This window comes from Polaribacter uvawellassae, assembly GCF_039748955.1.
Classification (GTDB): domain Bacteria; phylum Bacteroidota; class Bacteroidia; order Flavobacteriales; family Flavobacteriaceae; genus Polaribacter; species Polaribacter uvawellassae.
Genome location: NZ_JBDIZN010000001.1, coordinates 342531 through 363926 on the forward strand (window position 1 = coordinate 342531; position 21396 = coordinate 363926).

18 protein-coding genes are annotated in these 21396 nt (G+C 28.8%); 8 read left to right on the top strand and 10 right to left on the bottom strand.

Features of this window, described 5'->3' with window-relative positions:
* Positions 1-71: 71 nt before the first annotated feature.
* Positions 72-1259 carry a phosphoglycerate kinase gene (locus ABDX67_RS01590; protein WP_347173048.1) on the bottom strand — a complete coding sequence of 396 codons (1188 nt, stop codon included), beginning with the start codon at positions 1257-1259 and terminating at the stop codon, positions 72-74.
* A 107-nt stretch (positions 1260-1366) separates the two neighbouring features.
* Between ABDX67_RS01590 and ABDX67_RS01595 the strand changes: the two genes are divergently transcribed.
* A complete protein-coding gene (locus tag ABDX67_RS01595; RefSeq protein ID WP_347173049.1) occupies positions 1367-2515 on the top strand; it encodes a DNA polymerase III subunit in 1149 nt (382 codons plus the stop codon).
* On the opposite strand, the gene ABDX67_RS01600 is transcribed toward ABDX67_RS01595, so the two are convergent.
* The 3 genes from ABDX67_RS01600 to ABDX67_RS01610 form a co-directional block, all read right to left on the bottom strand.
* Entirely contained in the window at positions 2516-5122 is a 2607-nt protein-coding gene (locus tag ABDX67_RS01600; protein ID WP_347173051.1) for a TonB-dependent receptor, read from the bottom strand. It lies immediately after the preceding gene.
* 2 nt (positions 5123-5124) lie between these two features.
* Positions 5125-6033: a FecR family protein gene (locus ABDX67_RS01605; RefSeq protein ID WP_347173052.1), complete on the bottom strand. Its 909-nt coding sequence runs from the start codon at positions 6031-6033 to the stop codon at positions 5125-5127.
* A 62-nt stretch (positions 6034-6095) separates the two neighbouring features.
* A complete protein-coding gene (locus tag ABDX67_RS01610; RefSeq protein ID WP_347173053.1) occupies positions 6096-6605 on the bottom strand; it encodes an RNA polymerase sigma factor in 510 nt (169 codons plus the stop codon).
* 110 nt (positions 6606-6715) lie between these two features.
* Here ABDX67_RS01610 and ABDX67_RS01615 point away from each other — a divergent pair, with 110 nt between their 5' ends.
* Together ABDX67_RS01615 and ABDX67_RS01620 are read left to right on the top strand one after the other, a co-directional pair.
* Positions 6716-7714 (top strand): hypothetical protein, encoded by a 999-nt coding sequence (locus ABDX67_RS01615; protein ID WP_347173054.1) that lies wholly within the window; start codon positions 6716-6718, stop codon positions 7712-7714.
* A 112-nt stretch (positions 7715-7826) separates the two neighbouring features.
* Positions 7827-8225: a DoxX family protein gene (locus ABDX67_RS01620; protein ID WP_347173055.1), complete on the top strand. Its 399-nt coding sequence runs from the start codon at positions 7827-7829 to the stop codon at positions 8223-8225.
* Between the two features lie 145 nt (positions 8226-8370).
* Here ABDX67_RS01620 and ABDX67_RS01625 read toward each other — a convergent pair whose 3' ends face one another.
* The 4 genes from ABDX67_RS01625 to ABDX67_RS01640 are packed head-to-tail and all read right to left on the bottom strand — an operon-like array spanning position 8371 to position 14892.
* Positions 8371-9240: a class I SAM-dependent methyltransferase gene (locus tag ABDX67_RS01625; RefSeq protein WP_347173056.1), complete on the bottom strand. Its 870-nt coding sequence runs from the start codon at positions 9238-9240 to the stop codon at positions 8371-8373.
* A 41-nt stretch (positions 9241-9281) separates the two neighbouring features.
* Positions 9282-11159 carry a tRNA uridine-5-carboxymethylaminomethyl(34) synthesis enzyme MnmG gene (gene mnmG, locus ABDX67_RS01630; RefSeq protein WP_347173057.1) on the bottom strand — a complete coding sequence of 626 codons (1878 nt, stop codon included), beginning with the start codon at positions 11157-11159 and terminating at the stop codon, positions 9282-9284.
* A gap of 42 nt (positions 11160-11201) precedes the next feature.
* Positions 11202-11615: an rRNA maturation RNase YbeY gene (gene ybeY / locus ABDX67_RS01635; RefSeq protein ID WP_347173058.1), complete on the bottom strand. Its 414-nt coding sequence runs from the start codon at positions 11613-11615 to the stop codon at positions 11202-11204.
* Positions 11608-14892, bottom strand: coding sequence for a hypothetical protein (locus ABDX67_RS01640; RefSeq protein ID WP_347173059.1), 3285 nt, complete (start codon positions 14890-14892; stop codon positions 11608-11610). The genes ybeY and ABDX67_RS01640 overlap by 8 nt, the downstream gene beginning before the upstream one ends.
* Positions 14893-15035: 143 nt before the next feature.
* Between ABDX67_RS01640 and gltX the strand changes: the two genes are divergently transcribed.
* The 5 genes from gltX to ABDX67_RS01665 all read left to right on the top strand — a co-directional run bounded on the left by gltX (position 15036) and on the right by ABDX67_RS01665 (position 19581).
* Positions 15036-16583 (top strand): glutamate--tRNA ligase, encoded by a 1548-nt coding sequence (gene gltX / locus ABDX67_RS01645; RefSeq protein ID WP_347173060.1) that lies wholly within the window; start codon positions 15036-15038, stop codon positions 16581-16583.
* A gap of 23 nt (positions 16584-16606) precedes the next feature.
* Positions 16607-17350: a DUF481 domain-containing protein gene (locus ABDX67_RS01650; protein WP_347173061.1), complete on the top strand. Its 744-nt coding sequence runs from the start codon at positions 16607-16609 to the stop codon at positions 17348-17350.
* Between the two features lie 111 nt (positions 17351-17461).
* The gene (locus ABDX67_RS01655) at positions 17462-18376 is read left to right on the top strand and encodes an SPFH domain-containing protein (protein ID WP_347173062.1); all 915 of its coding nucleotides are present in this window, start codon (positions 17462-17464) and stop codon (positions 18374-18376) included.
* 4 nt (positions 18377-18380) lie between these two features.
* Positions 18381-18698: a heavy metal-binding domain-containing protein gene (locus ABDX67_RS01660; protein ID WP_347173064.1), complete on the top strand. Its 318-nt coding sequence runs from the start codon at positions 18381-18383 to the stop codon at positions 18696-18698.
* A gap of 13 nt (positions 18699-18711) precedes the next feature.
* A complete protein-coding gene (locus tag ABDX67_RS01665; protein ID WP_347173066.1) occupies positions 18712-19581 on the top strand; it encodes a LytR/AlgR family response regulator transcription factor in 870 nt (289 codons plus the stop codon).
* 203 nt (positions 19582-19784) lie between these two features.
* On the opposite strand, the gene tatA is transcribed toward ABDX67_RS01665, so the two are convergent.
* Both tatA and ABDX67_RS01675 read right to left on the bottom strand, forming a co-directional pair.
* Entirely contained in the window at positions 19785-19976 is a 192-nt protein-coding gene (gene tatA, locus ABDX67_RS01670; protein ID WP_347173068.1) for a twin-arginine translocase TatA/TatE family subunit, read from the bottom strand.
* A 75-nt stretch (positions 19977-20051) separates the two neighbouring features.
* On the bottom strand, positions 20052-21395 hold the full coding sequence (locus ABDX67_RS01675) for a T9SS type A sorting domain-containing protein (protein WP_347173070.1): 1344 nt from the start codon (positions 21393-21395) through the stop codon (positions 20052-20054).
* Between the last annotated feature and the right edge of the window lies 1 nt (position 21396).

Sequence of the window (21396 nt, forward strand, 5' to 3'; positions counted from 1 at the left end):
GTAATAATGTAAAAATGAATTTATGTAGCAATGAAACAATAAATTGATACATTGTTACATTGAAAAATTGTTTAATTAAGAATCGCTTCAATTCCTGGCAATGTTTTTCCTTCTAACATTTCTAACATTGCGCCTCCACCAGTTGAAACATAACTTACTTTATCTTCAAAACCAAATTGTTTAACTGCGGCAACAGAATCGCCACCACCAACTAAAGAAAATGCTCCATTTTGGGTTGCTATTGCAATTGCTTTTCCTAATTCAATAGTTCCTTTTGCAAATTTTTCCATTTCAAAAACGCCTAAAGGACCATTCCATAATATAGTTTTTGATTTTGCAATTACATCTGCAAATTTCTGAGTTGTTTTTGAACCAGCGTCTAATCCCATCCAACCATCAGGAATCTCATTTGTATCAACTTCTTGTGTATTTGCATCATTAGAAAAACTATCTGCAATAATGGCATCAACAGGTAAATGAATTACTACATTTTTTGCTTTTGCTTTTTCTAAAATAGCCAACGCCAATTCTTGTTTGTCATCTTCTACTAAAGAGTTTCCTATTTTACCGCCAAGCGCTTTAACGAAAGTAAAAGTCATTCCGCCACCAATAATAATATGATCTACTTTTTCTAAAATATTTTCTATAACTCCAATTTTTGAAGACACTTTTGCGCCACCTAGAATTGCAGTAACAGGTTTTTCATTATCATTTAAAACCTTGTTTATGCTTTCTATTTCTCTAGCCAATAAGTTTCCAAAACATTTATTTTCTGGAAAAAAATCAGCAATAATTGCTGTTGATGCGTGTGCTCTGTGCGCAGTACCAAAAGCATCATTTATATAAATATCTCCTAATTGAGAAAGTTGTTCTGCAAACTTCTTATCGCCAGCTTTTTCTTCATTATAAAAACGTAAATTTTCTAATAATAAAATTTCTCCTGGCTCTATATCTAAAACTTCTTGTGTTACTTTATCGCCAACACAATCATCAACAAACTTAACTTGAACACCTAAAATTTCGGTTACTTTTTCTACAATATGACGCAAAGAAAATTGATCTTCTTTTCCTTTTGGTCTTCCTAAATGCGACATTAATATTGCCGATCCGCCATCTTCTAAAACTTTAATAATGGTTGATTTTGCTGCAAAAATTCTTGTTGCATCAGTTACCATAAATTCATCGTTTAATGGCACATTAAAATCAACTCTTATCAGCGCTTTTTTGTTTTTGAAATTAAAATCGTTTAGTGTAGGCATTGCTTTTTTATTTTTTACAAATGTACTTATTTAAGAAGGTTCCAAAAAATAAGTCATCAAAAAAGACGAATGCTATTTTCGACACTTTAAATTTATATATTTGTGCTATGTTTTTCAAAGATGTAATTGGTCAAGATCATATTAAAAATCACTTAAAATTTACTACAGAAAATGGTAGAATACCGCATGCCCAATTATTTGTTGGAAAAGAAGGTTTTGGCACGTTACCAATGGCAATTGCTTACGCACAATACTTACTTTGTACAACTAGCAATAACGAAGATTCTTGTAGAATAAAATGCGAAAAATTAACACATCCTGATTTGCATTTTGCATTTCCTGTAACTTCAAATGAAAAAGTAAAAAAACATCCTGTTAGTGATTTGTTTTTAGAAGATTGGAGAATTTTTGTTAAAGAACAACCGTACGGAAGTTTATACAATTGGTTGCAATTTATTGGTGTAGAAAACAAGCAAGGTTTAATTGGTGTTGATGAAGCAGAAAACATTGTAAAATCCTTAAAACTAAAATCTTACGAAGGTGGCTTTAAAGTGATGATTATTTGGATGGCAGAAAAAATGAATATGTCTGCAGCAAATAAATTATTAAAACTAATTGAAGAGCCACCAGAAAAAACACTTTTTATTTTGTGTACAGAAGATGAGGAACAAATTATAAATACCATAAAATCTCGTTGTCAAACCATTCATTTTCCTGCTTTATCTGAAGAAGAAATTGCGCAATCTTTAATTACAAATGAAAATATTTCTGAAAGTGCTGCTTATAAAATTGCACATCAAACAGAAGGAAATTACAACAAAGCTTTACATTTATTAGTACATGATTCTAGCGATACCATTTTTGAACAATGGTTTATTACTTGGGTTAGAACGGCTTTTAGAGCCAAAGGAAATGCAACTGTTATACAACAATTAATTTCTTGGAGCGACGAAATTGCAAAAAGCGGAAGAGAAACGCAGAAGCGTTTTTTACATTATTGTTTACAGTTTTTTAGACAAGCAATGTTGTTAAATTACAACTCTGAAGCAATCGTATTTTTAGAAACAGAAACTGTTGGATTTGACTTAAAAAAGTTTGCGCCATTTGTACACAGCGGTAATATTTTAGAAATTAGTGAGGAAATTAGCTCAGCAATATATCATATTGAGAGAAATGGAAATGCAAAAATAATCTTGTTAGATTTATCTATAAAACTAACTCGTTTATTGCATACAAAAGAAGCGGTTATCAACTAATTAAAAAGTAAGTCTAAACACCAGATTTGGCGTAAAACCTAACGAAACTCTATCCGTTTTTACCAATTTTTGCTCTTCTACATTTCCTTGAGAATTCACAAATTTAAGTTCGTAGGTTCTGTCTAAAATATTCTTTTCATTAAAAATGTTTGTAAGCGATAATCCTATTTTTCCTTTTACTTTTTTCTTTTTAGAAAAGTTGAATTTATAGGTTGATGAAAAATCGAATTTCTGATAATTTGGTAATCTTTTTTCATTCACACTTCCGTAAGAAACTCGCAAGTTATTGTTTTGGTCTTTATACGTTCCTGTTGCTTCTGTATATGGAATTCCAGAACGTAATTTCCATCCTAAAGAAAACTCAAATTGGTTTAATTTATACGTGTGAGACCACGTAAAAGAATGTGGTATTCCGTTAATTCCATCAAAACTATTTCCGTTGTTTAACTCTTTAAATTGCTGCATTGTAGTTGCATACGAATAGCTAATCCAAGAACGATAATTACCAAATCTCTTTTTTAATAATACATCAATTCCTGTAATTTCACTTTCTCCAGAAATATAAAAAGGAACTTGATTTGTTTGAGTGCTATTTGCAAGATTATCGGTCATTAAAGTTGTTCCAATGACCTTTTTCTTATAGAAGTCTACATCTAAATTCCAACCATTGTTTTGATATAAAAATCCAACAGCAAATTGTTTGCTATTTAAAACTGGAATGGATTTATTTGCCACGGCCCAAATGTCATTATTTAAACCAATTCCGTTGTTTCTATATTCAATAATTTGACTTACCGCTTGGTTTTTTATTTCACCTGAAGTTTTAAGAGTAAACGAATCAGAAAGTTTTGTTGATGCAAAAAGTCTTGGTTCTAAAAACCAATCTTTTGCAGCAGAAAAATGATTTGCTCTAACACCAAAACTAATAAAAGAGTTAGCGTTGTTATACTTTATTTCAGAAAATAAAGCGTTAGTGGTATTCGTACTATTTTCTGCACTTAACAATTGGTTATTTGGAGTAGCAAAATTAGTGTTATACGTATATAAAATGTTTGTTTTAGAGATTTGATAACCTCCGCTAAATTGAAAATCAGTATTTAAATAATACGTAAAATCATAATTAATTCCGTTGTTTTTTACATGATTAACTATTTCAAATTCTCTGTTTCTGTTGTTGTTTGCATTGTTTCTTGTTTCTTCTCTATTTCCAAAATAATCAAACTCATAAGCCGATGTATGAAAATCGATGTTTTGTATAAAAATATCCGACGTTTTGTGATTCCATAGAATTCTAGTTCCTTTATTTTGATAGGTAATATTATCAACTATTTTTTCTCTAAATTTATTATTTTCAGAAGAGAATTCTAATTGATTTTTATTAAATAAATTACTAATAGAAAACTTGCTTTTTTCTGAAATATCTGCAACAAGTTTTAAGTTATAATCTTGAAAATAAAAATCGTTATTTACATTAGATAGTTTGTTTGAGTCATTAATTGCGCCATCTAAAATTCGTGTATTTTGAAAAACACTTTCAGAAAAGTTTTTATAGGTAATTGTTTCAACCAAATCTGTAATTGATCTTCTCATAGAAAAAACTAAACCTGCTTTATTATTAAACAAAGGTGTTTTAACAAAAGCATCTGCGTGTGTTAAATTTATACCAAAACCAGCTTCTAAAGTAGGAACATTATCGCCAGAAGAAATGTCTAAAACTCCACCAATTCTATCTCCATATTTTGCGTTTGTTCCGTTTCTATACAACGTAACTTTTTTAGTAACGTATGGATTAAAAGAAGAAATCAATCCAAAAAAATGTCCGCTTTGATACATTTTAATCCCATCGAACAAAACCAAGTTTTGATCTGGAGAACTTCCTCTAATTTGCAAACCAGAAGCGGTTTCTGACGGACTTTGAATTCCTGGTAATAATTGTAAACTCAATAAAACATCAGGTTCAATTAATCCTGGTAAAATACCTAACTTTTTTGGCGAAACTTCAACAGCGCCATCTTGCTTTTTAGAAATTCCTTGCGTAATATAATCGCTAATTAATACTTCTTCTAAATGTATATTATCTTCTACCAATTCTATCGTTAAGTTCGGTTGATTTAAAAATTGATAGACCGGAATTGTAATTGAATTAAAACCAATACTTTGAATTACAATTTGCTGATTTGAAGAAACATTATCGAGTATAAATTTTCCGTTTTCGTCTGCTGTTGTTCCACGTGTGGTTCCTTTAATTACCACGGATGAAAAAGAAGCGAATTCTTTGCTTTTAGCATTGATTAAAGTTCCACTAATTGTAAGGTTTTTTGTGATTTCTTTTTCTGCAATCACAATATATCTTGCATCAATTTGGTTGAAATTTAAATACGTTTGTTTACTTAGGATTTCTAGTTTTTCTTTTAGTGTTTTTTTATTCTTAAAAGGAAAACACAATGTGTTTTTTATCAAGTTAGAATTATATGAAAACTTTACATCGTGTTGCTTTTCAATAGACGTTAAAATTTCTACTAAAGGAATTTTTTGAGGTTGATTTTGCGCAAAAACAACTCCGACCACAAAAAGAAAACAGCTAGAAAAAAAGGTTTTTTTAAACATCCTTATTTTTTGGAAAGCACCACACTCGCATCATTAATTGTAAACTGAATCGCTAAAGGAGCACAGATTGTTTGCAGGGCTAAATTTAGGTTTTTATTTGTAAAAGTCCCTGTAAACAACGTATTTACATCAATATTTTTAGAAGTTATTTTTATTTGATATTGCTTTTCTAATTCTTTTAAAACAAATTGTAAAGGTGTGTTGTTAAAACTACTTTCTCCGTCGATCCAATTTGGTTTTGAGTTTGAAAAAGTTCCTTTTTCAGTTGCTTTATTTTCTATTTTCCTAAAGGACAAACCTTGAGTTAAAATAGCCGTTTCTGAGTTATTTTTAACTTGTACTTTTCCTTCATAACACAACACTTCAAAATAAGAAGGATTTGTTTTTACATTAAATTGTGTTCCTAAAACGCTTACTTTCCCGTTAATTGAATTTACACTAAAAGTAGATCCTTTTTTGACTTTAAAATAACCTTCTCCTTGTAGTTCTAACGTTCTTTTTCCATCAAACCAATTGCTTTTTTTATAGGAAATTGAAGATTTTGAGTTTAACAAAACTTCAGATCCGTCAGGTAAAACCAACGCTAATTGTTCTCCGAAAGACGTTGAAAAAGTTTCATTAGATCCAGTTAAATAAAACACAGTACTTAATAATATTACAACAGAAGCTGCTGTTGCATACATCCAATTCGGAATTAACTTTCTTACTTTTTTATTGGTAATTTTTTGAGTAATTATTTCGAAAACTTTCTGTTTATCAAAATTTGGCGCGTAAAAATTTTCTGTAGCATCAATAATTTTTTGATATTCTTTAAACTCTTTTGTTTTTTGAAAAGAAACCAATTCATCATTCGTTAAATCGTTATGTAACCAACGTGATAAAAATGTATCGTCTGTTTGTTCGTTTTTCATTTTTAGTTCCTTTGTAAGTATAACAGTTTAATTGTTAAATACCCTACTTTTATTTTTAATCATTAAATATTACCAACTTTTTCTCTTAATTGTATTAATGCTAGATGCATTCTTTTTTCAACAGCTTTTACAGATATAGAAAGCATTTCGGCTATTTCTTTATACGTTTTTTTGTCTATTCTACTTAATAAAAAAACTTCTCTTTGTCCTTCTTTTAAATCTGAAATGGCACTTTGAAGCTTATCCATAAACTCTTTTTCTTCCATTAAAAATTCTGGGCTTTCGTTTGTTGCTTCTTTTCCTCCATTTAAATTGTAGTTTAATACTACTTTTTGATGCGCAACTTGATTTAAAAATAAATTATTAACGACTGTAAATAGGAAGGATTTTGCTTTTTCAAAAATAATTTTAGCACAATTGTTCCACATTTTTATAAATGCTTCTTGAACTAAATCTTCAGATTTTGCTGAGTTTCCTGTTTTATAAAAAGCAAAATTATATACAGATTTTGAGTGCTGAGAATACAATTCTTCAAATACTTTTGACTCACAAACCGATTTTTTTTCTGACATGAAACCCTTATTATTTCTCAAAAATAGAAGAATTTTTTATTTTTTTTGATTTTTGGGTAGGGTATTCTTTTATTTAACTGTTTTATTAGTGAACATTAAAAATAAAAATCATGAAAGTATTTGTAAAAAAATTAATCGCTTTAACAATAATAGTTAGTTCAATGGTTGCTTGTCAAGATTCAACTATAGAAGATGCTGATATTTTTGAAGCACAAACATCACTTAATAAAGAAGAGGTTTTAAGCATGGTAGAAACCATGATTATTACATATCCAGTTACTGCAATAACTAATGCAGCAGCAACTACTACAATTAATAGTGATTACGATATGGAAGATTATGCTGCTAAAACAAATAGGCCAAAAATTACTTTTCCGTTTGAAATAACTATTGATAATGAAGTAATTACAGTAAATGATATGAGACAATTAAAATTGTTGATTAAAAAAAACAGAGGAAGAAAAAAACCTAAATTTGTTTTTCCAATCTCTGTGGTATTGGAAGATAATAGCACTCAAGAAATTGCAGATAAGGAAGCATTAAGAGCATATTTAGATGCTTTGGATGAAGGTGTAAAACCAGTATTTGTATTTCCTTTATCATTAACTATTAAAGGACAAACGGTAGAAGTTTCTGATGAAAACGAACTAATAGCGTTGATGGGAAAACCAGCAAAAGGAAGAAGACCTCATTTAATATTTCCATTATCTGTTGTTTTAGAAGACTCAAGCACTTTAGAAATAGCTAATAAAGAAGAGTTTAAAGCATATTTAGATACATTAGCTGATGGTGTAAAACCAGTATTTGTATTTCCAATCTCGGTTGAAAAAAATGGAGAAACCATTGTTGTAAACACTCAAGAAGAGTTTGATGCTTTGGTTAAAAAACCAAAAAAAGGGAAAAGACCAGAATTTGTATTTCCTATTTCTGTAACATTAGATGATAATACTACAAAAGAAATTGCCAATAAAGATGAGCTAAAAGCATATCACAAAAGTTTAGCAAAAGGAGTTAGACCAACTTATGTGTTTCCTCTATCAATAATTAAAGATGGATCTACAATTATGCTAAATAGCCAAGAAGAATTAGATGCGTTGTGTGGTAAATAATACATAAATGTAAATCATAAAAATATGTTTGGTGGTCAGAAAAGATGCGAGTTAATAAATATATTGCTCGCATCTTTCTTTTTAGTAGTTTTGCTAAATAACAAATCTACTTATGGAAGTATTAAAAAATTACCCAACAGAAATATTTATTCTCCTTTTTTTAATTGTCACTTTTTTACAATCTGGAATTGATAAACTTTTAGATTGGAATGGAAATTTATCTTTTATAAAAGGTCATTTTTCTAATTCTCCTTTAAAAAATATGGTTCCATTATTATTGGCTATAATTTTAATTGTAGAAATTATTGCAAGTTTTTTTATGATAATTGGAATTTATCAATTAGCAACAAACGGAACTAAAACCTACGCACTTTTAGGAGCAGAATTATCTGCCTTAACTTTGATCTTTTTATTAATTGGACAAAGGTTAGCAAAAGATTATGCTGGCGCGATGACATTAGCCGTTTATTTTGCAACAACAATTTTTGGAGTTTATTTATTAAGCAAATAACCTATATCAATTATATTTATTGTTGCTAACACCTAAAATAAATACAATCTATTTAAAAACGCCTTAAAAGCAATGTTTTAAGGCGTTTTTTTAATTTTCACAACAAATAACACTCTTAGGTGTCTGATTGTTTCTAAAAGGTGTTTTAAATGCTGTTTTCTGTGTTTTTAATCACATAAATAAGCGATGAATACTCAGATGTTGATTTAGCTTTTAAGTTTGAAAGAAATCCAATATAAAATGCTTTTATAAAATTAGTGCTACCAGATTTATATTTTTCACTCAACATAGAAACATAATACGAATCGTATTTCATCGGAATTGTTTTTTCTACTTTCATAGAAACCTTTGCAAATAATTTTTGTATCGATGTTTGAGAGAAATGCCAAAGATGTCTTGGAACATCAAAAGCTGCCCAAAACTCTTTATAATATTTTGCATCAAAGCTTTTGTAATTTGGAACCGCAATTAGTAAAATTCCATTTGGTTTTAATTTAGATTTTAAAATTTCTATATATTCTAATAAATTTTCTACATGTTCTAAAACATGCCAAAGTGTAATTACATCAAAATTAGTTTCTTTTAATTCTGAAATATCACTGATGGAATTTATTCCATTATCGTCAGAAATAGTTCTAGCATTTTCGTTTGGTTCCACTCCAAAAACATTCCAATTATTTTTTTTACAAGTTGCTAAAAAATCTCCTGTTCCGGACCCAACGTCTAAAACTTTTTTATCTATAAAATTAAATGAATTTAGAATTCTTAATTTATTTTGTAAAGTGCGCTTTCTTACTTTTTGGTATATTTTATCGACAAGACTTTTACTAGCATTTGTGTGAGAAATATACTCTTCACTTTTGTAATAATTTTCTAAATCTGATGGAACAGGCGAAGTAACCATCATGTCAAAATCTTCATTTAACAAAAGCTCATATGACTCTTTAGAAACGGTATGATCTACACAACTCATAAAAGATTTTAATCCTTTATATAGTTCTTTTTCTTTTTTCATTTTAAGCAATATTTATAATGTTCCACATGGAACTTACGTTTTTATCTTCCCATATACACCAATAAAACAGATACGTCACTTGGCGATACTCCACTAATTCTACTTGCTTGCGAAATAGAAGTTGGTTTAATTTTATTTAGTTTTTCTCTAGCTTCAAAGGAAAGAGATTTTACTTTTGTATAATCAAAAGTTTGTGGGATTGTAACGTCTTCAAGTCTATTTAACTTGTCTGCATTATTCTTTTCTTTTTCTATATAACCAGAATATTTTAAATATATTTCCACTTGTTCTATTACTTCTGCATCGATATTATTTTCAGAAATAAAGTTACTTAATTTATCAAGATGTATAAAATCTGAAAACGATAATTGTGGTCTGGCAGCAACTTTAAAAAGTTTCATTGATTGAGAAACTAAAGCTAAATTTTTCTTCTCTAAGATGCTATTTAAAGCTTCTTTTTTAACACTTAAGTTGGTTAAAAAATCAATTAATAAAGCTGTTTTTTCTCGCTTTTCTATCACGCGCTTCATACGTTCTTCAGAAGCCAAACCTAACTCATAAGACCTTGGGGTTAATCTTAAATCTGCATTATCTTGTCTTAATAAAGTTCTATATTCAGCTCTAGAAGTAAACATCCTATAAGGCTCTTCTGTTCCTTTTGTAATTAAATCATCAATTAAAACTCCAATATAAGCCTCGTTTCTTTTTAATATAAACGGCTCTTTATTATTGATTTTTAATACTGCATTTATTCCCGCCATTAATCCTTGAGAAGCAGCTTCTTCATAACCTGTTGTTCCGTTAATCTGACCTGCAAAAAATAAATTTTCTACTAACTTTGTTTCTAAAGAATGTGTTAATTGTGTTGGCGGAAAATAGTCATATTCTATTGCATAACCGTAACGTAAAAACTTTACATTTTCAAATCCTTCAACCGCTCGAATTGCTTTGTCTTGAATGTCTTCTGGTAAAGAAGTTGAAAATCCGTTTACATAGATTTCAACCGTATCCCAACCTTCAGGTTCAATAAACATTTGATGTCTTTCTTTTGAAGCAAAACGATCTACTTTATCTTCAACAGATGGACAATATCTTGGACCTGTAGATTGAATTCGACCATTAAACATTGGAGACCTATCAAAACCTTCTTTTAATAATTCATGAACTTTTGGATTTGTATAAGTCAAATAACAAGATCGTTGTTTTGTCAACGATTTTGTTGATGGTAAAAATGAAAATTTTTCAGGATTTTCATCACCAGGTTGTTCTATCATTTTAGAAAAATCTAAAGAACGAGCATCAACTCTTGGTGGCGTTCCTGTTTTCATTCTTCCAGATTCAAACCCTTTTTTCACTAAATCTTCTGTAATTCCTGTTGAAGCTCCTTCACCAGCTCTTCCTCCTCCAAACGTTTTGTCTCCAATATGAATTAGTCCATTTAAAAAAGTTCCTGCGGTAATAATTACCGTTTTTGATTTTATTTCTAAACCTAAAACCGTTTTTACACCAACAATTTTATCGCCATCAAACAATAATCCGTTTACAGAATCTTGATAAAAATCTAAATTATCTGTTTGCTCTAAAACTTTTCTCCATTCTTCAGAAAAACGCATTCTATCAGATTGAGCTCTCGGACTCCACATTGCTGGGCCTTTTGATTTGTTGAGCATTTTAAACTGAATTGCTGTTTTATCTGTAACAATTCCGCTAAATCCACCAAGTGCATCAATTTCTCGAACAATTTGTCCTTTTGCAATTCCTCCCATTGCAGGATTGCAACTCATTTGCGCAATCGTTTGCAAACTCATTGTTATTAGCAAAGTGTGTGCGCCCATATTTGCGCTTGCTGCCGCTGCTTCACTTCCTGCGTGACCACCGCCAACTACAATTACATCATATGTTGTTGAAAAAAGACTCATTTTACATGTTTCACGTGAAACTTTGTTTTATTTATTTGATTATCAATTATTTAATGTACTTAAACATTGATTTTCTTTATCTCGCATTATTAATTTTTCATCTGTTGTTTTATCTTTATAACCCATGTAATGCAAAATTCCATGAATCATAACACGATGTAATTCTGTATCAAAAGAAGTTTTATAAGTTGAGGCATTTTCCGCTACTCTTTCAACAGAAATAAAAATATCTCCACTTATAATTTTACCAAGCGTATTATCAAAACTGATAATATCTGTGTATGTATCGTGTTGTAAAAATTCAATATTTAATTTGTGCAAATAAGCATCATCAGAGAAAATATAATTAATTTCTCCAACTTTAAATTCTTCACCTTCAATACAGTTTACAATCCAATTTGTAAGTTGTATTTCATTAGATAATTTAAAATCTGTTTCGTAATTAAACTCAATCACTTTTCTTTTTGCTTTTCGAATTACTAAAATACTCTTGTACTTTCTTTTTGTAATTTTTTTGCAAAGGTAATGATTGTCTGTTTAATATTTCTGTTTGATTGTAAAACAGTTTTTTTATCAACAGTTTAGCGTTATTTGAGTTGTATTGTTGCTGATTAGAATTTGATTTTCTTTTGGTGTCTTTATCTTGTTCAAAAGCTGCTTTCTCTAATTTTAAAAGATTGTATTTAAGTAGCTGCATTTTTTGAAGTGTAGAATTATTAAAACCTTTTTCTAGAATTTCGTTTTCCAATTCTTCCATTGATTTTAGCACTTTTTTAGCTGCTGGATTATTTCCTAAACCTTTTTTTTGGAGTGCATCTTGCAACTCTTGTCTTAATTGAGATTGCTGTTGATAGGTTTTATACAAATCACCATCTAATTCATTAGTTCTATTTCCTTTACTTTCTCCTTTTTGATCGCCTTTCTTTTGTCCGTTTTGTTGTTCACCTTTTTTCTTTCCTTGCTGCATTTTTTTAACAATGTCTTCTTGCTTTTGAATAATATCTGGCAAGCTAAATGACTTTCCTCCTTTTTTTCCTTTTCCAGGTTTAGAGTTTTTAGGCTGTTGCATATTATCTAAAATATCACTTAAAAAATCTGCTAAATTATTTACAGAAGTCATAACGTATTGTTGGTTTGACAGTGCATTATTAAACCTATTTTCTGCAAAATTATCTAAAGTTTGATCTAAATTATAATGCGCACTTGTTAGATCTTTTTGCACAATTGGCGATATTTCTGGCAAACGCATAGACAAGACATATAAACTATCATCAATATGTTCAAAATAGGTTTTTAAGGTGTTCTGGCTTTTTAATTCTTTACCAAAATCTGGATGTTGAACACTTAGTTTTGAAAACGTATTCATCAGGTTTTCTTGCTTAAAAGAAAAATTTAAAAGGTTTTCTAAAATAATTCGTAACGATTTCTCATTCGCTTCTTTCATTTCTCCTTCCATATCAGACATTGCTTGTTGCATTTTCTGACTCATTTCTTGCATTTTTTGAGAAGCTTTTTTCTGACTTTTTTGCTGTTGGTTTTTATCTGACGAATTATTATCTTCTGCTTTATTTAATTGATTGTTAACTTCTTTTTGTGCTGCTTTTGTATCAGGAATTTGCATTGGTTCTTTTAGCGCTTTATTGTCTTTTTCTAAATTTTTAAGTTCTTTTTCAATTTCTTTAAATTCTTTCTTTATCTCTTTTTGTTGGTTTAAATCAAATTTTGGCGATGTAGCAACACTATCTTGTTTCTTTGAAAGTTCTTCTAATTTATTCGCAATTTGCATGGTTTTTTGCTCAACATAAAATCGTTTTGTAAGTTCTAATATTCTTTCTAAACTTCGTTCTTGTTGTTTGTTTTGCTCTGTTAATTGCTTTACTTTTTTAAGCAATTCATTTTTATTTAATTTTTCTGCTAATTTTTTTAATTCTTCTAACAATTTTTGTTCTTTTTCTAATTTTTTAAGCTCTTCTATTCTTTTTTTAAGTTGCTCTTTCTTTTCCTTAATTGTTTCAGAATCTTTTGGTAAATCTTTAATGTTTTCTTGCAGTTTGTCTGTTTGACGCTGCATCATTTGTTTGTATTGTTCTTGACGTTTTATATAATTGTCTATCTTCTTTTTATCGTTCCAGTTAACATTTTTATTATTCTGTAAATTTTGCTTTATTTCTTCTAATTCCTTCTTTTGATCTTTCTTTTTTTGAAGCGTATTTTCTATCGATTTAATTTGTTTACGTTGTTGTAAAACAGATTCTTCTTCAATTTCGTTATCCGTTTTTTTTCTAAAACTAAACTTTTTGCTTTCACTTTTTTTACTTCCATTTACAGCATCATTATCAAAAACCTGAAAATAAACTTCGTAATTAATCCCTTTATTGATTTTTAAATCTCCCGGGAAATTATAATAAAACGTTTGATTTTGTTCTTTATCAAAGGCTATTTTTTGAGTCCTTTTTTCTGTCGGATTTTCCTCATCATAAAAAACAATTTCTAGTTTTTTAATTCCATAATCATCAGAAAATTTTCCAGCAAATTGCGCTGTATTATTTAAACTATCAATATCAGACAACACTTCTATTTCTGGAAACTCATCTTTTACAACATCAATTGTAAAATAGAGTTTTTCAAACTCTTTTAATTCAGAATTTGATGTTGCAATTTGATACGTCAGCGGTTTTAAAATCCGTTTAGAAAAAGTGAATACATTGTTTTTAGACTCATTAAAAAACACTTTATTTTTTACAGAAATAAAAGCAACTGAATCAGTTTGATTTGTTGCAACGTTCCACGTGGTTTTTGTGCCTTCTGGAATTAAAATTGTTCCGGTATTATTAATAGTTTCGTTCTTTTTACCAATATATTTTGGATAGTTTAAATCAATAGAAATATGCTGAATTGTTGGTGTTTTGATCACATTTAATTCGTAATTTTCTGAAGTAATTCCGTTTGCTTCTACATAAAAATTAATATTATTTCTAGTATCTGTAAACGTGTACGAAAAAATTCCGTTTTGGTTTTGTAAAAAATAGCTTTGATTGTTGTAAAAAATCGTAACATCTGTTGGTGTTACTTTTCCTTTTGTTTCGACCTCTAGCGTAAACGGTTTTCCTTGAATTACTTTTAGATTTTGGTTAATCAAATGAAAAGAAAAAGGAGCTGGTGGCGCAAAAGCCGTTCTGTAATTCACAACTCTTTTAAAAGAAGTATCAAACATGTTAAAATTACCCGTAATTGTAATAATTAACCAAATAAAAACAGGAATTGCTGCATATTTTAAATACTTACTATTTTGTTTGTAATTAACTGCTTTTGTAAACGGAATTGGTTGTAATTCCTTGGATTTTTGCTCAATACTTGCAATTAATAAATCCGATTGATTCGTTGCTTCTTTAAGTTGTAAAACATTAATTAATTTATCTGCAACATTCGGAAAGTGATTTCCAATAATTTTTGAAGATTCTGTAAATGAAATTCCTTTTTTTAAACCAATCAATTTAAAAATTGGTGTTAAAATAAATCGAAATACCAAATACGATTCAACCAGGATAAAAAATACAAAAAGAATCGTTCTAGCTGTTGGCTTCAACCATAAAAAATATTCGATAAAAAGTGTGAAAAAAAAGTACAAAAAACCTAACGAAAGAAACAAAATAGTCCCTTTTATGAGTTCGTTTGTGTAAAATTTTCGCACAAACTGATGTAGTTTTTCTTCTATGTTTTTATATGAATCCATAATCTAACCAATAAAAATAGTCATTTTAAAAGATTTTGCTAGAAAGAAAGTGTTAAACCTTACTAAAAACCTATCTTTTTTCTTTTATCTTTTTCTCTTCTCATCTAATAAAAAGTATCTTTGCGGCATCAAAAAAAGAAAAAATGGAATCTACAGTTCGCGTTCGTTTTGCGCCAAGTCCAACCGGACCTTTACATATTGGTGGTGTAAGAACCGCTTTATTTAATTATTTATTTGCTAAAAAACATGGCGGAACTTTTGTGTTGCGCATCGAAGATACCGATCAAACTCGTTATGTTAAAAACGCAGAACAGTACATTATTGATGCACTAAATTGGTGTAACATTCCTTTTGATGAAGGTCCTGGAAAAAACGAAAAGTTTGGTCCTTACAGACAATCAGAACGTAAAGAATTGTACAAACAATATGCAGATATATTAATAGAAAATGGTTGGGCATATTATGCTTTTGATGCTGCAGAACAATTAGATTTTCATAGAAAAGATCACGAAGAAAAAGGGAAAACTTTTATCTACAATTGGCACAACAGATTAAAACTAAACAATTCGTTAAGTTTATCAAAAGAAGAAATTCATGCAAAATTAAATGCTGGCGATAAATATGTAATTCGTTTTAAAACACCACAAGACGAAACATTAATCATGAATGATGAAATTCGTGGAACAATAAAAATTGACACGAATACATTAGATGATAAAGTATTGTTTAAATCAGACGGAATGCCAACGTATCATTTAGCAAATATTGTAGATGATCATTTGATGGAAATTACACACGTAATTCGTGGTGAAGAATGGTTGCCTTCAATGCCGTTACACATTTTATTATACAAAGCTTTTGGTTGGGAATCTCCAAAATTTGCGCATTTACCGCTGATTTTAAAACCAGTCGGAAAAGGAAAATTAAGCAAACGTGATGGCGATAAATTAGGATTTCCTGTTTTTCCGTTAGCATATACAAACGAACAAACTGGCGAAGTTTCTCGTGGATATAAAGAAGATGGGTATTTTGCTGACGCATTTATAAATATGTTGGCGTTATTAGGTTGGAATCCAGGAACTGAACAAGAAATTTTTTCGTTAGAAGAATTGGTTAAAGCGTTTGATTTACAAAGAGTTAGTAAATCTGGAGCAAAATTTAGCCCAGAAAAAACAAACTGGTTTAATCAGCAATACATGCAAACAAAATCTGATGCAGAGTTAACAGAATTATTTTTACCAATTCTATCAGAAAAAGGAATTGTCATTGCGAGTGAAACGAAGCAATCTGTTTCTAATGACGAGAATTCTTACGTTCAAAAAGTAGTTTCATTAATTAAAGAACGTGCTGTTTTTGTCACAGATTTCTGGAATTTATCTGATTTCTTTTTTCAATCTCCAACAGAATATGATGCAAAAGCATCAAAAAAGAACTGGAAAGAAGGAACACCAGAATTAATGCAAGAATTAATTTCTATGATTTCAGATATTCAAGATTTTTCATCAGCAAACACAGAAACTGTAATTAAAGAATGGATTACTGCTAAAGAAATTGGTTTTGGTAAAGTGATGCAACCGTTACGCTTAAGTTTGGTTGGCGCTTTAAAAGGTCCACATTTGTTTGATATTATAGAAATGATTGGCAAAGAAGAAACAGTAAAAAGAATTGAAAACGCTATTCAAAAATTATAATTGGTGAAATCGTGTTTAAAAAAGTGCTTTTTTTAGGATTTTTAGGATGCAATTTTTTACTTAATGCACAAGTAATTAATGTTGAGGGTGTTAGAAATTCAGCTGATTCTGCACGTTTTATTGGTAAAGCAAGTTTAGATCTTGAGCTTACAAAAAATGTAAACAAAGAGTTTAATTTAAGTAGCGATTTAACGCTTCAGTATTCTTTTAAAAAAAACACTTTTCTTTTTCTTAATAAACTCGAATTTAAAGAAGCTAATGGTAAAAATTTTACCAATAAAAGTGTACAACATTTAAGGTATAATTATCGCTTTCATAAAAAAATTGCATTAGAAAGTTTTGTGCAATTTCAAAAAGACCAAGTTTCGTTTATCAATTATAGAACGTTAATTGGTTTAGGAACGCGCAATAAAATATATCAATCTAAAAAAAATACATTTTTTTTAGGTACATTAATAATGTATGAACATGAAAATTCTGTTGGTATAAATGCTGATGTTATTGAAAAAAATATGCGAGGTGATATTTATTTTTCATTTATTTTACGTCCAAAAAAAGTGCTTTCAATAACTAGTACAACTTATTATCAGCCAAAATTAGATGCATTTAGCGATTATAGAATTTCTAGTGAAACTTCATTAATAATATCGCTTTTTAAGAATTTAGATTTAACAACAACTTTTTCTTATCAGTTTGATACTTTTCCTGTAATTGGAATTCCTAAAGAACAATACAAATTAGAAAACGGAATTACTTTTAGCTTTTAACTAAAAGAAAAAGCACACTTTGTTGTAACAATTCTTAAAAATTGCGTCTCGTAAATGAGAGGTATTATTTTGTATCTTTAAGAAAAATTTCTAATTATAAAACAAAAAACCATGGATCCAACTCTTATAATAATTTTAGTTTTAACCATTTTATTTTTATTTGCTTCATTTTTTACCGTGAAACAGCAAACATCCGCAGTAATTGAGCGATTTGGAAGATTTCAAAGTATTCGTCAATCTGGTTTGCAATTAAAAATTCCTATTGTTGATAGAATTGCAGGAAGAATAAGTTTAAAAATTCAACAATTAGATGTAATTATAGAAACCAAAACCTTAGATGATGTTTTTGTAAAATTGAAAGTTTCTGTTCAATTTATGGTGATAAAAGATAAAGTATATGACGCTTTTTATAAGTTAGATTATCCACACGATCAAATAACTTCTTATGTATTTGATGTTGTAAGAGCAGAAGTTCCAAAAATGAAACTAGATGATGTTTTTGTAAAGAAAGATGATATTGCAATTGCAGTAAAAACAGAATTAAACGATGCGATGTTAAATTACGGATATGATATTATAAAAACTCTAGTTACAGATATTGATCCAGATGCGCAAGTAAAAGCTGCAATGAACAGAATTAATGCTGCAGATAGAGAAAAAACTGCCGCGCAATATGAAGGAGATGCACAACGTATATTAATTGTAGAACGTGCAAAAGCAGAAGCAGAAAGTAAACGTTTACAAGGAAAAGGTATTGCAGATCAACGAAGAGAAATTGCACGCGGTTTAGAAGAATCTGTAGATGTTTTAAATAAAGCAGGAATTAACTCACAAGAAGCATCTGCATTAATTGTAATTACACAACATTATGATACGCTACAATCTATTGGAGCAGATACTAATAGTAATTTAATTCTATTACCCAACAACCCAACAGCAGCGAGTAATATGTTAAATGATATGGTAACAAGTTTGGTTGCTGCTAATAAAATAAACGAGAGTTCTTCTAATTCAAAAAAATTATAATAAAATGATTGTATCAACAACAAATACACTAGAAACACATAAAATAAAACAATATTTAGGTATTGTAACTGGTGAAACCATTATTGGAGCAAACCTTTTTAAAGATTTTTTTGCAGGAATAAGAGATATTGTTGGGGGTAGATCTGGTTCTTATGAAAAAGTATTACGAGAAGCTAAAGATATTGCATTAAAAGAAATGCAAGACGAAGCAATGCGTTTAGGTGCTGATGCCGTAATTGGTGTTGATTTAGATTATGAAACTGTTGGTGGTTCTGGCGGAATGTTAATGGTTACAGCTTCTGGTACTGCAGTAAAAATCTAAAAAAATTGTATTTATGAAAACCATATTTTCTTGGCTTTCAGCTCCATATTATTTCAATCCTTCAATATTATTTAAGTTAAAAGTAAGTTTTTCTTTTGGTTTTTTTGTGTTTATATTTTTATATATTTTTAAACCTTTTAACTTATATTCTATAGTAGATTTCGTTTTAGAATACACAATCCTTTTAGGGATTATTACAACTTCTGGTGTATTTTTTATGTTAATTGTTCCGCCATTACTCTTTAAAAATTATTTTGATGAAGATAAATGGACTGTAGGAAGAAATCTTTTTGTAATACTAATTGGTTTAATTATTATTGGATCTTTTATGTGGTATTTAGGTAATTTATATAAAAGCACATTTGGAATTAAAGGTTTAAATTATATTACTTTTTTAACATATACTTTTTTAGTTGGTACAATTCCTTTGTTATTTTTTGTTTTTATAAATGAAAAAGGTTCAAGAGAAAGAAGAGAGAAAAAAGCGAATGAAATTAACGAACTTAAAAAAGAAAAATTAGTAGAAAAAGTACTTAAAAAAGAAGTAACTATTTGTTCTGATAATCAAAAAGAAAAAATTGTTTTTAAAGTTGATGATTTAGTGTATATATCATCTCAAGGTAATTATGCTAGTTTTTTTATCAGGAAGAATACAGATTTAAAAGAAAAGATATTAAGAGTTACTTTAACTAAAATAGACGAAGAATTACAAGATTATAGCAAAATTATACGTTGCCATAAGTCATATATTATAAATGTTAACTTTATTACAGATATTAATGGTAACGCAAGAGGATATTTATTAAAATCTGATATTATTCCTTTTGATATCCCTGTTTCTAGGAGTTTTAGTAAACAATCTTTAAAGAGTTTATTAAGTTAATTACTTTCCTTTTTATCCCAAAAACAAAAATTTTATTCCTTTTTATAACAAAATTTAAAAATGTGAGGAATTATATTTATTACAAATATATATTTGTAATCATAATTCAAGAATTAAAAGCATTGGGGGATATTTTTAATTTGATCAAAACAAAAAGCTCAACTTTACAGTTGAGCTTTTTTTATTTTTATTAAGGTAAAAATTTATTTTTTATCTTCTATTTTATCATTCTCTTCATCTTCTTCTTTGGATGCTTTTTTAAATTCTTTAATTCCGCCACCTAAACCTTTCATTAATTCAGGAATTTTTTTACCTCCAAAAAGTAATACCACTAATACAACTACGATAGCTATTTGCCATGGTCCTGCGAATAAAAATATATTTTGTGAAATCATTTATTTTAAATTTTAAAACAAAGATACAAAAAGCTTTTAATTAATTGTTTACTTCTAAGGTTCCTCTTAAAAAAATTATTTTTTAATTAATTTTTTAGTAATTTTTCCTTTTTCTGTTTCTAATTCTAAAAAATAAATTCCTGTAGAAAATGTAGAAATATTTATTTCTTTGTTTTTTGATTCCAATATTTTTTTTCCTTGTTGATTATAAATTACAGCTTTTTTTAAACTGTTTTCATTACTAAACGAAATAGTAAAATTATCTTTAACCGGATTTGGGTAAATGTTTGTAAACTCATTTAGTTTATACTTTTTAATATTTAATGTACTTTTAAAAGAATACACTCTTGGGAATGCATTTTCACTTCCAGCAATAAAAGTTTCTCCGTCTGCAGATAAAGCAATAGCTTCACCAAAATTACTACTTCTCCAAGTTTTTACATCAACTCCTCTTTGAGTCCAAATATTATTTTCGAAAATATAATTTCTAACGGTATAATCATATGGTGATGCAATTGCTATTTTTGTACCATCTGATGATAAAGAAGATGAACTCCCAAAATTAATTAAACTTCCTAAAAGATTCCATGTTCCCGCTGTGTTTTCATAAATTGAAACTCCAGATTTTGCTCCAATAGCAACTTTTTTTCCATCTGCAGATAAAGAAACACTAATATTTGCACGATTATCTGAAACCAAATCTGTAAACTCATTTCCTATTTGGCTCCAATCATTATTTTTAAATTCGTATACCATTGCTTTTCTTCTTCCTCTATTTCCAATAGCTAAAGTATTTCCATCATCAGATAAATCAATAGTAATTCCAAAATGATCTGAAGTAAATTCTCCTTCTAAAATTGTACCTTTTTGAGTCCAACTACCAGAAATATTTTCATAAACTTTTACATAACCTTTGTCAGCTTTATTATCAATTGTACTTACAGCAACAAATTTTGTGTCTGGTGTCATCACAACTTTATAACCAATACTGTGTTGTATTCCTGCTCCAATAATTTCATTTCCTAATTTTTGCCAAGAATCATTTTTAAATTCATAAAAACGAACACTCCCTTCATCTAAATTTCCTCCAGCGACAGCACCAATTGCTACAGTTTTTCCATCTGAAGATAATGAAACACTTGTTCCTATTTTTTCTAAAATAGCTTCATTTACAATATCTGTTCCTAATTGATTCCAAGTTGCATTTTCATATTTAAAAATTCTTACAAAACTATTTTCATTGTGTCCTGGTGCACCAATTGCAACTATAGTTCCATCATCAGAAATTGCAACAGCATTACCAAACCTACTTGGTTTTATAGAATTTTCATCTGGGTTGTTAAATTGATTACCTAATTGTGTTTGTGAAAAACTAAAAAAAGGAATTAAAAAGAATACTAAAAGTAGTTTTGTTTTCATA

Excerpts from the sequence above, each read along its gene's own strand:
- ABDX67_RS01590 (WP_347173048.1), bottom strand. The coding sequence starts at position 1,259 with ATGCCTACACTAAACGATTTTAATTTCAAAAACAAAAAAGCGCTGATA.
- ABDX67_RS01595 (WP_347173049.1), top strand. The coding sequence starts at position 1,367 with ATGTTTTTCAAAGATGTAATTGGTCAAGATCATATTAAAAATCACTTA.
- ABDX67_RS01600 (WP_347173051.1), bottom strand. The coding sequence starts at position 5,122 with ATGTTTAAAAAAACCTTTTTTTCTAGCTGTTTTCTTTTTGTGGTCGGA.
- ABDX67_RS01605 (WP_347173052.1), bottom strand. The coding sequence starts at position 6,033 with ATGAAAAACGAACAAACAGACGATACATTTTTATCACGTTGGTTACAT.
- ABDX67_RS01610 (WP_347173053.1), bottom strand. The coding sequence starts at position 6,605 with ATGTCAGAAAAAAAATCGGTTTGTGAGTCAAAAGTATTTGAAGAATTG.
- ABDX67_RS01615 (WP_347173054.1), top strand. The coding sequence starts at position 6,716 with ATGAAAGTATTTGTAAAAAAATTAATCGCTTTAACAATAATAGTTAGT.
- ABDX67_RS01620 (WP_347173055.1), top strand. The coding sequence starts at position 7,827 with ATGGAAGTATTAAAAAATTACCCAACAGAAATATTTATTCTCCTTTTT.
- ABDX67_RS01625 (WP_347173056.1), bottom strand. The coding sequence starts at position 9,240 with ATGAAAAAAGAAAAAGAACTATATAAAGGATTAAAATCTTTTATGAGT.
- mnmG (WP_347173057.1), bottom strand. The coding sequence starts at position 11,159 with ATGAGTCTTTTTTCAACAACATATGATGTAATTGTAGTTGGCGGTGGT.
- ABDX67_RS01640 (WP_347173059.1), bottom strand. The coding sequence starts at position 14,892 with ATGGATTCATATAAAAACATAGAAGAAAAACTACATCAGTTTGTGCGA.
- gltX (WP_347173060.1), top strand. The coding sequence starts at position 15,036 with ATGGAATCTACAGTTCGCGTTCGTTTTGCGCCAAGTCCAACCGGACCT.
- ABDX67_RS01655 (WP_347173062.1), top strand. The coding sequence starts at position 17,462 with ATGGATCCAACTCTTATAATAATTTTAGTTTTAACCATTTTATTTTTA.
- ABDX67_RS01660 (WP_347173064.1), top strand. The coding sequence starts at position 18,381 with ATGATTGTATCAACAACAAATACACTAGAAACACATAAAATAAAACAA.
- ABDX67_RS01665 (WP_347173066.1), top strand. The coding sequence starts at position 18,712 with ATGAAAACCATATTTTCTTGGCTTTCAGCTCCATATTATTTCAATCCT.
- tatA (WP_347173068.1), bottom strand. The coding sequence starts at position 19,976 with ATGATTTCACAAAATATATTTTTATTCGCAGGACCATGGCAAATAGCT.
- ABDX67_RS01675 (WP_347173070.1), bottom strand. The coding sequence starts at position 21,395 with ATGAAAACAAAACTACTTTTAGTATTCTTTTTAATTCCTTTTTTTAGT.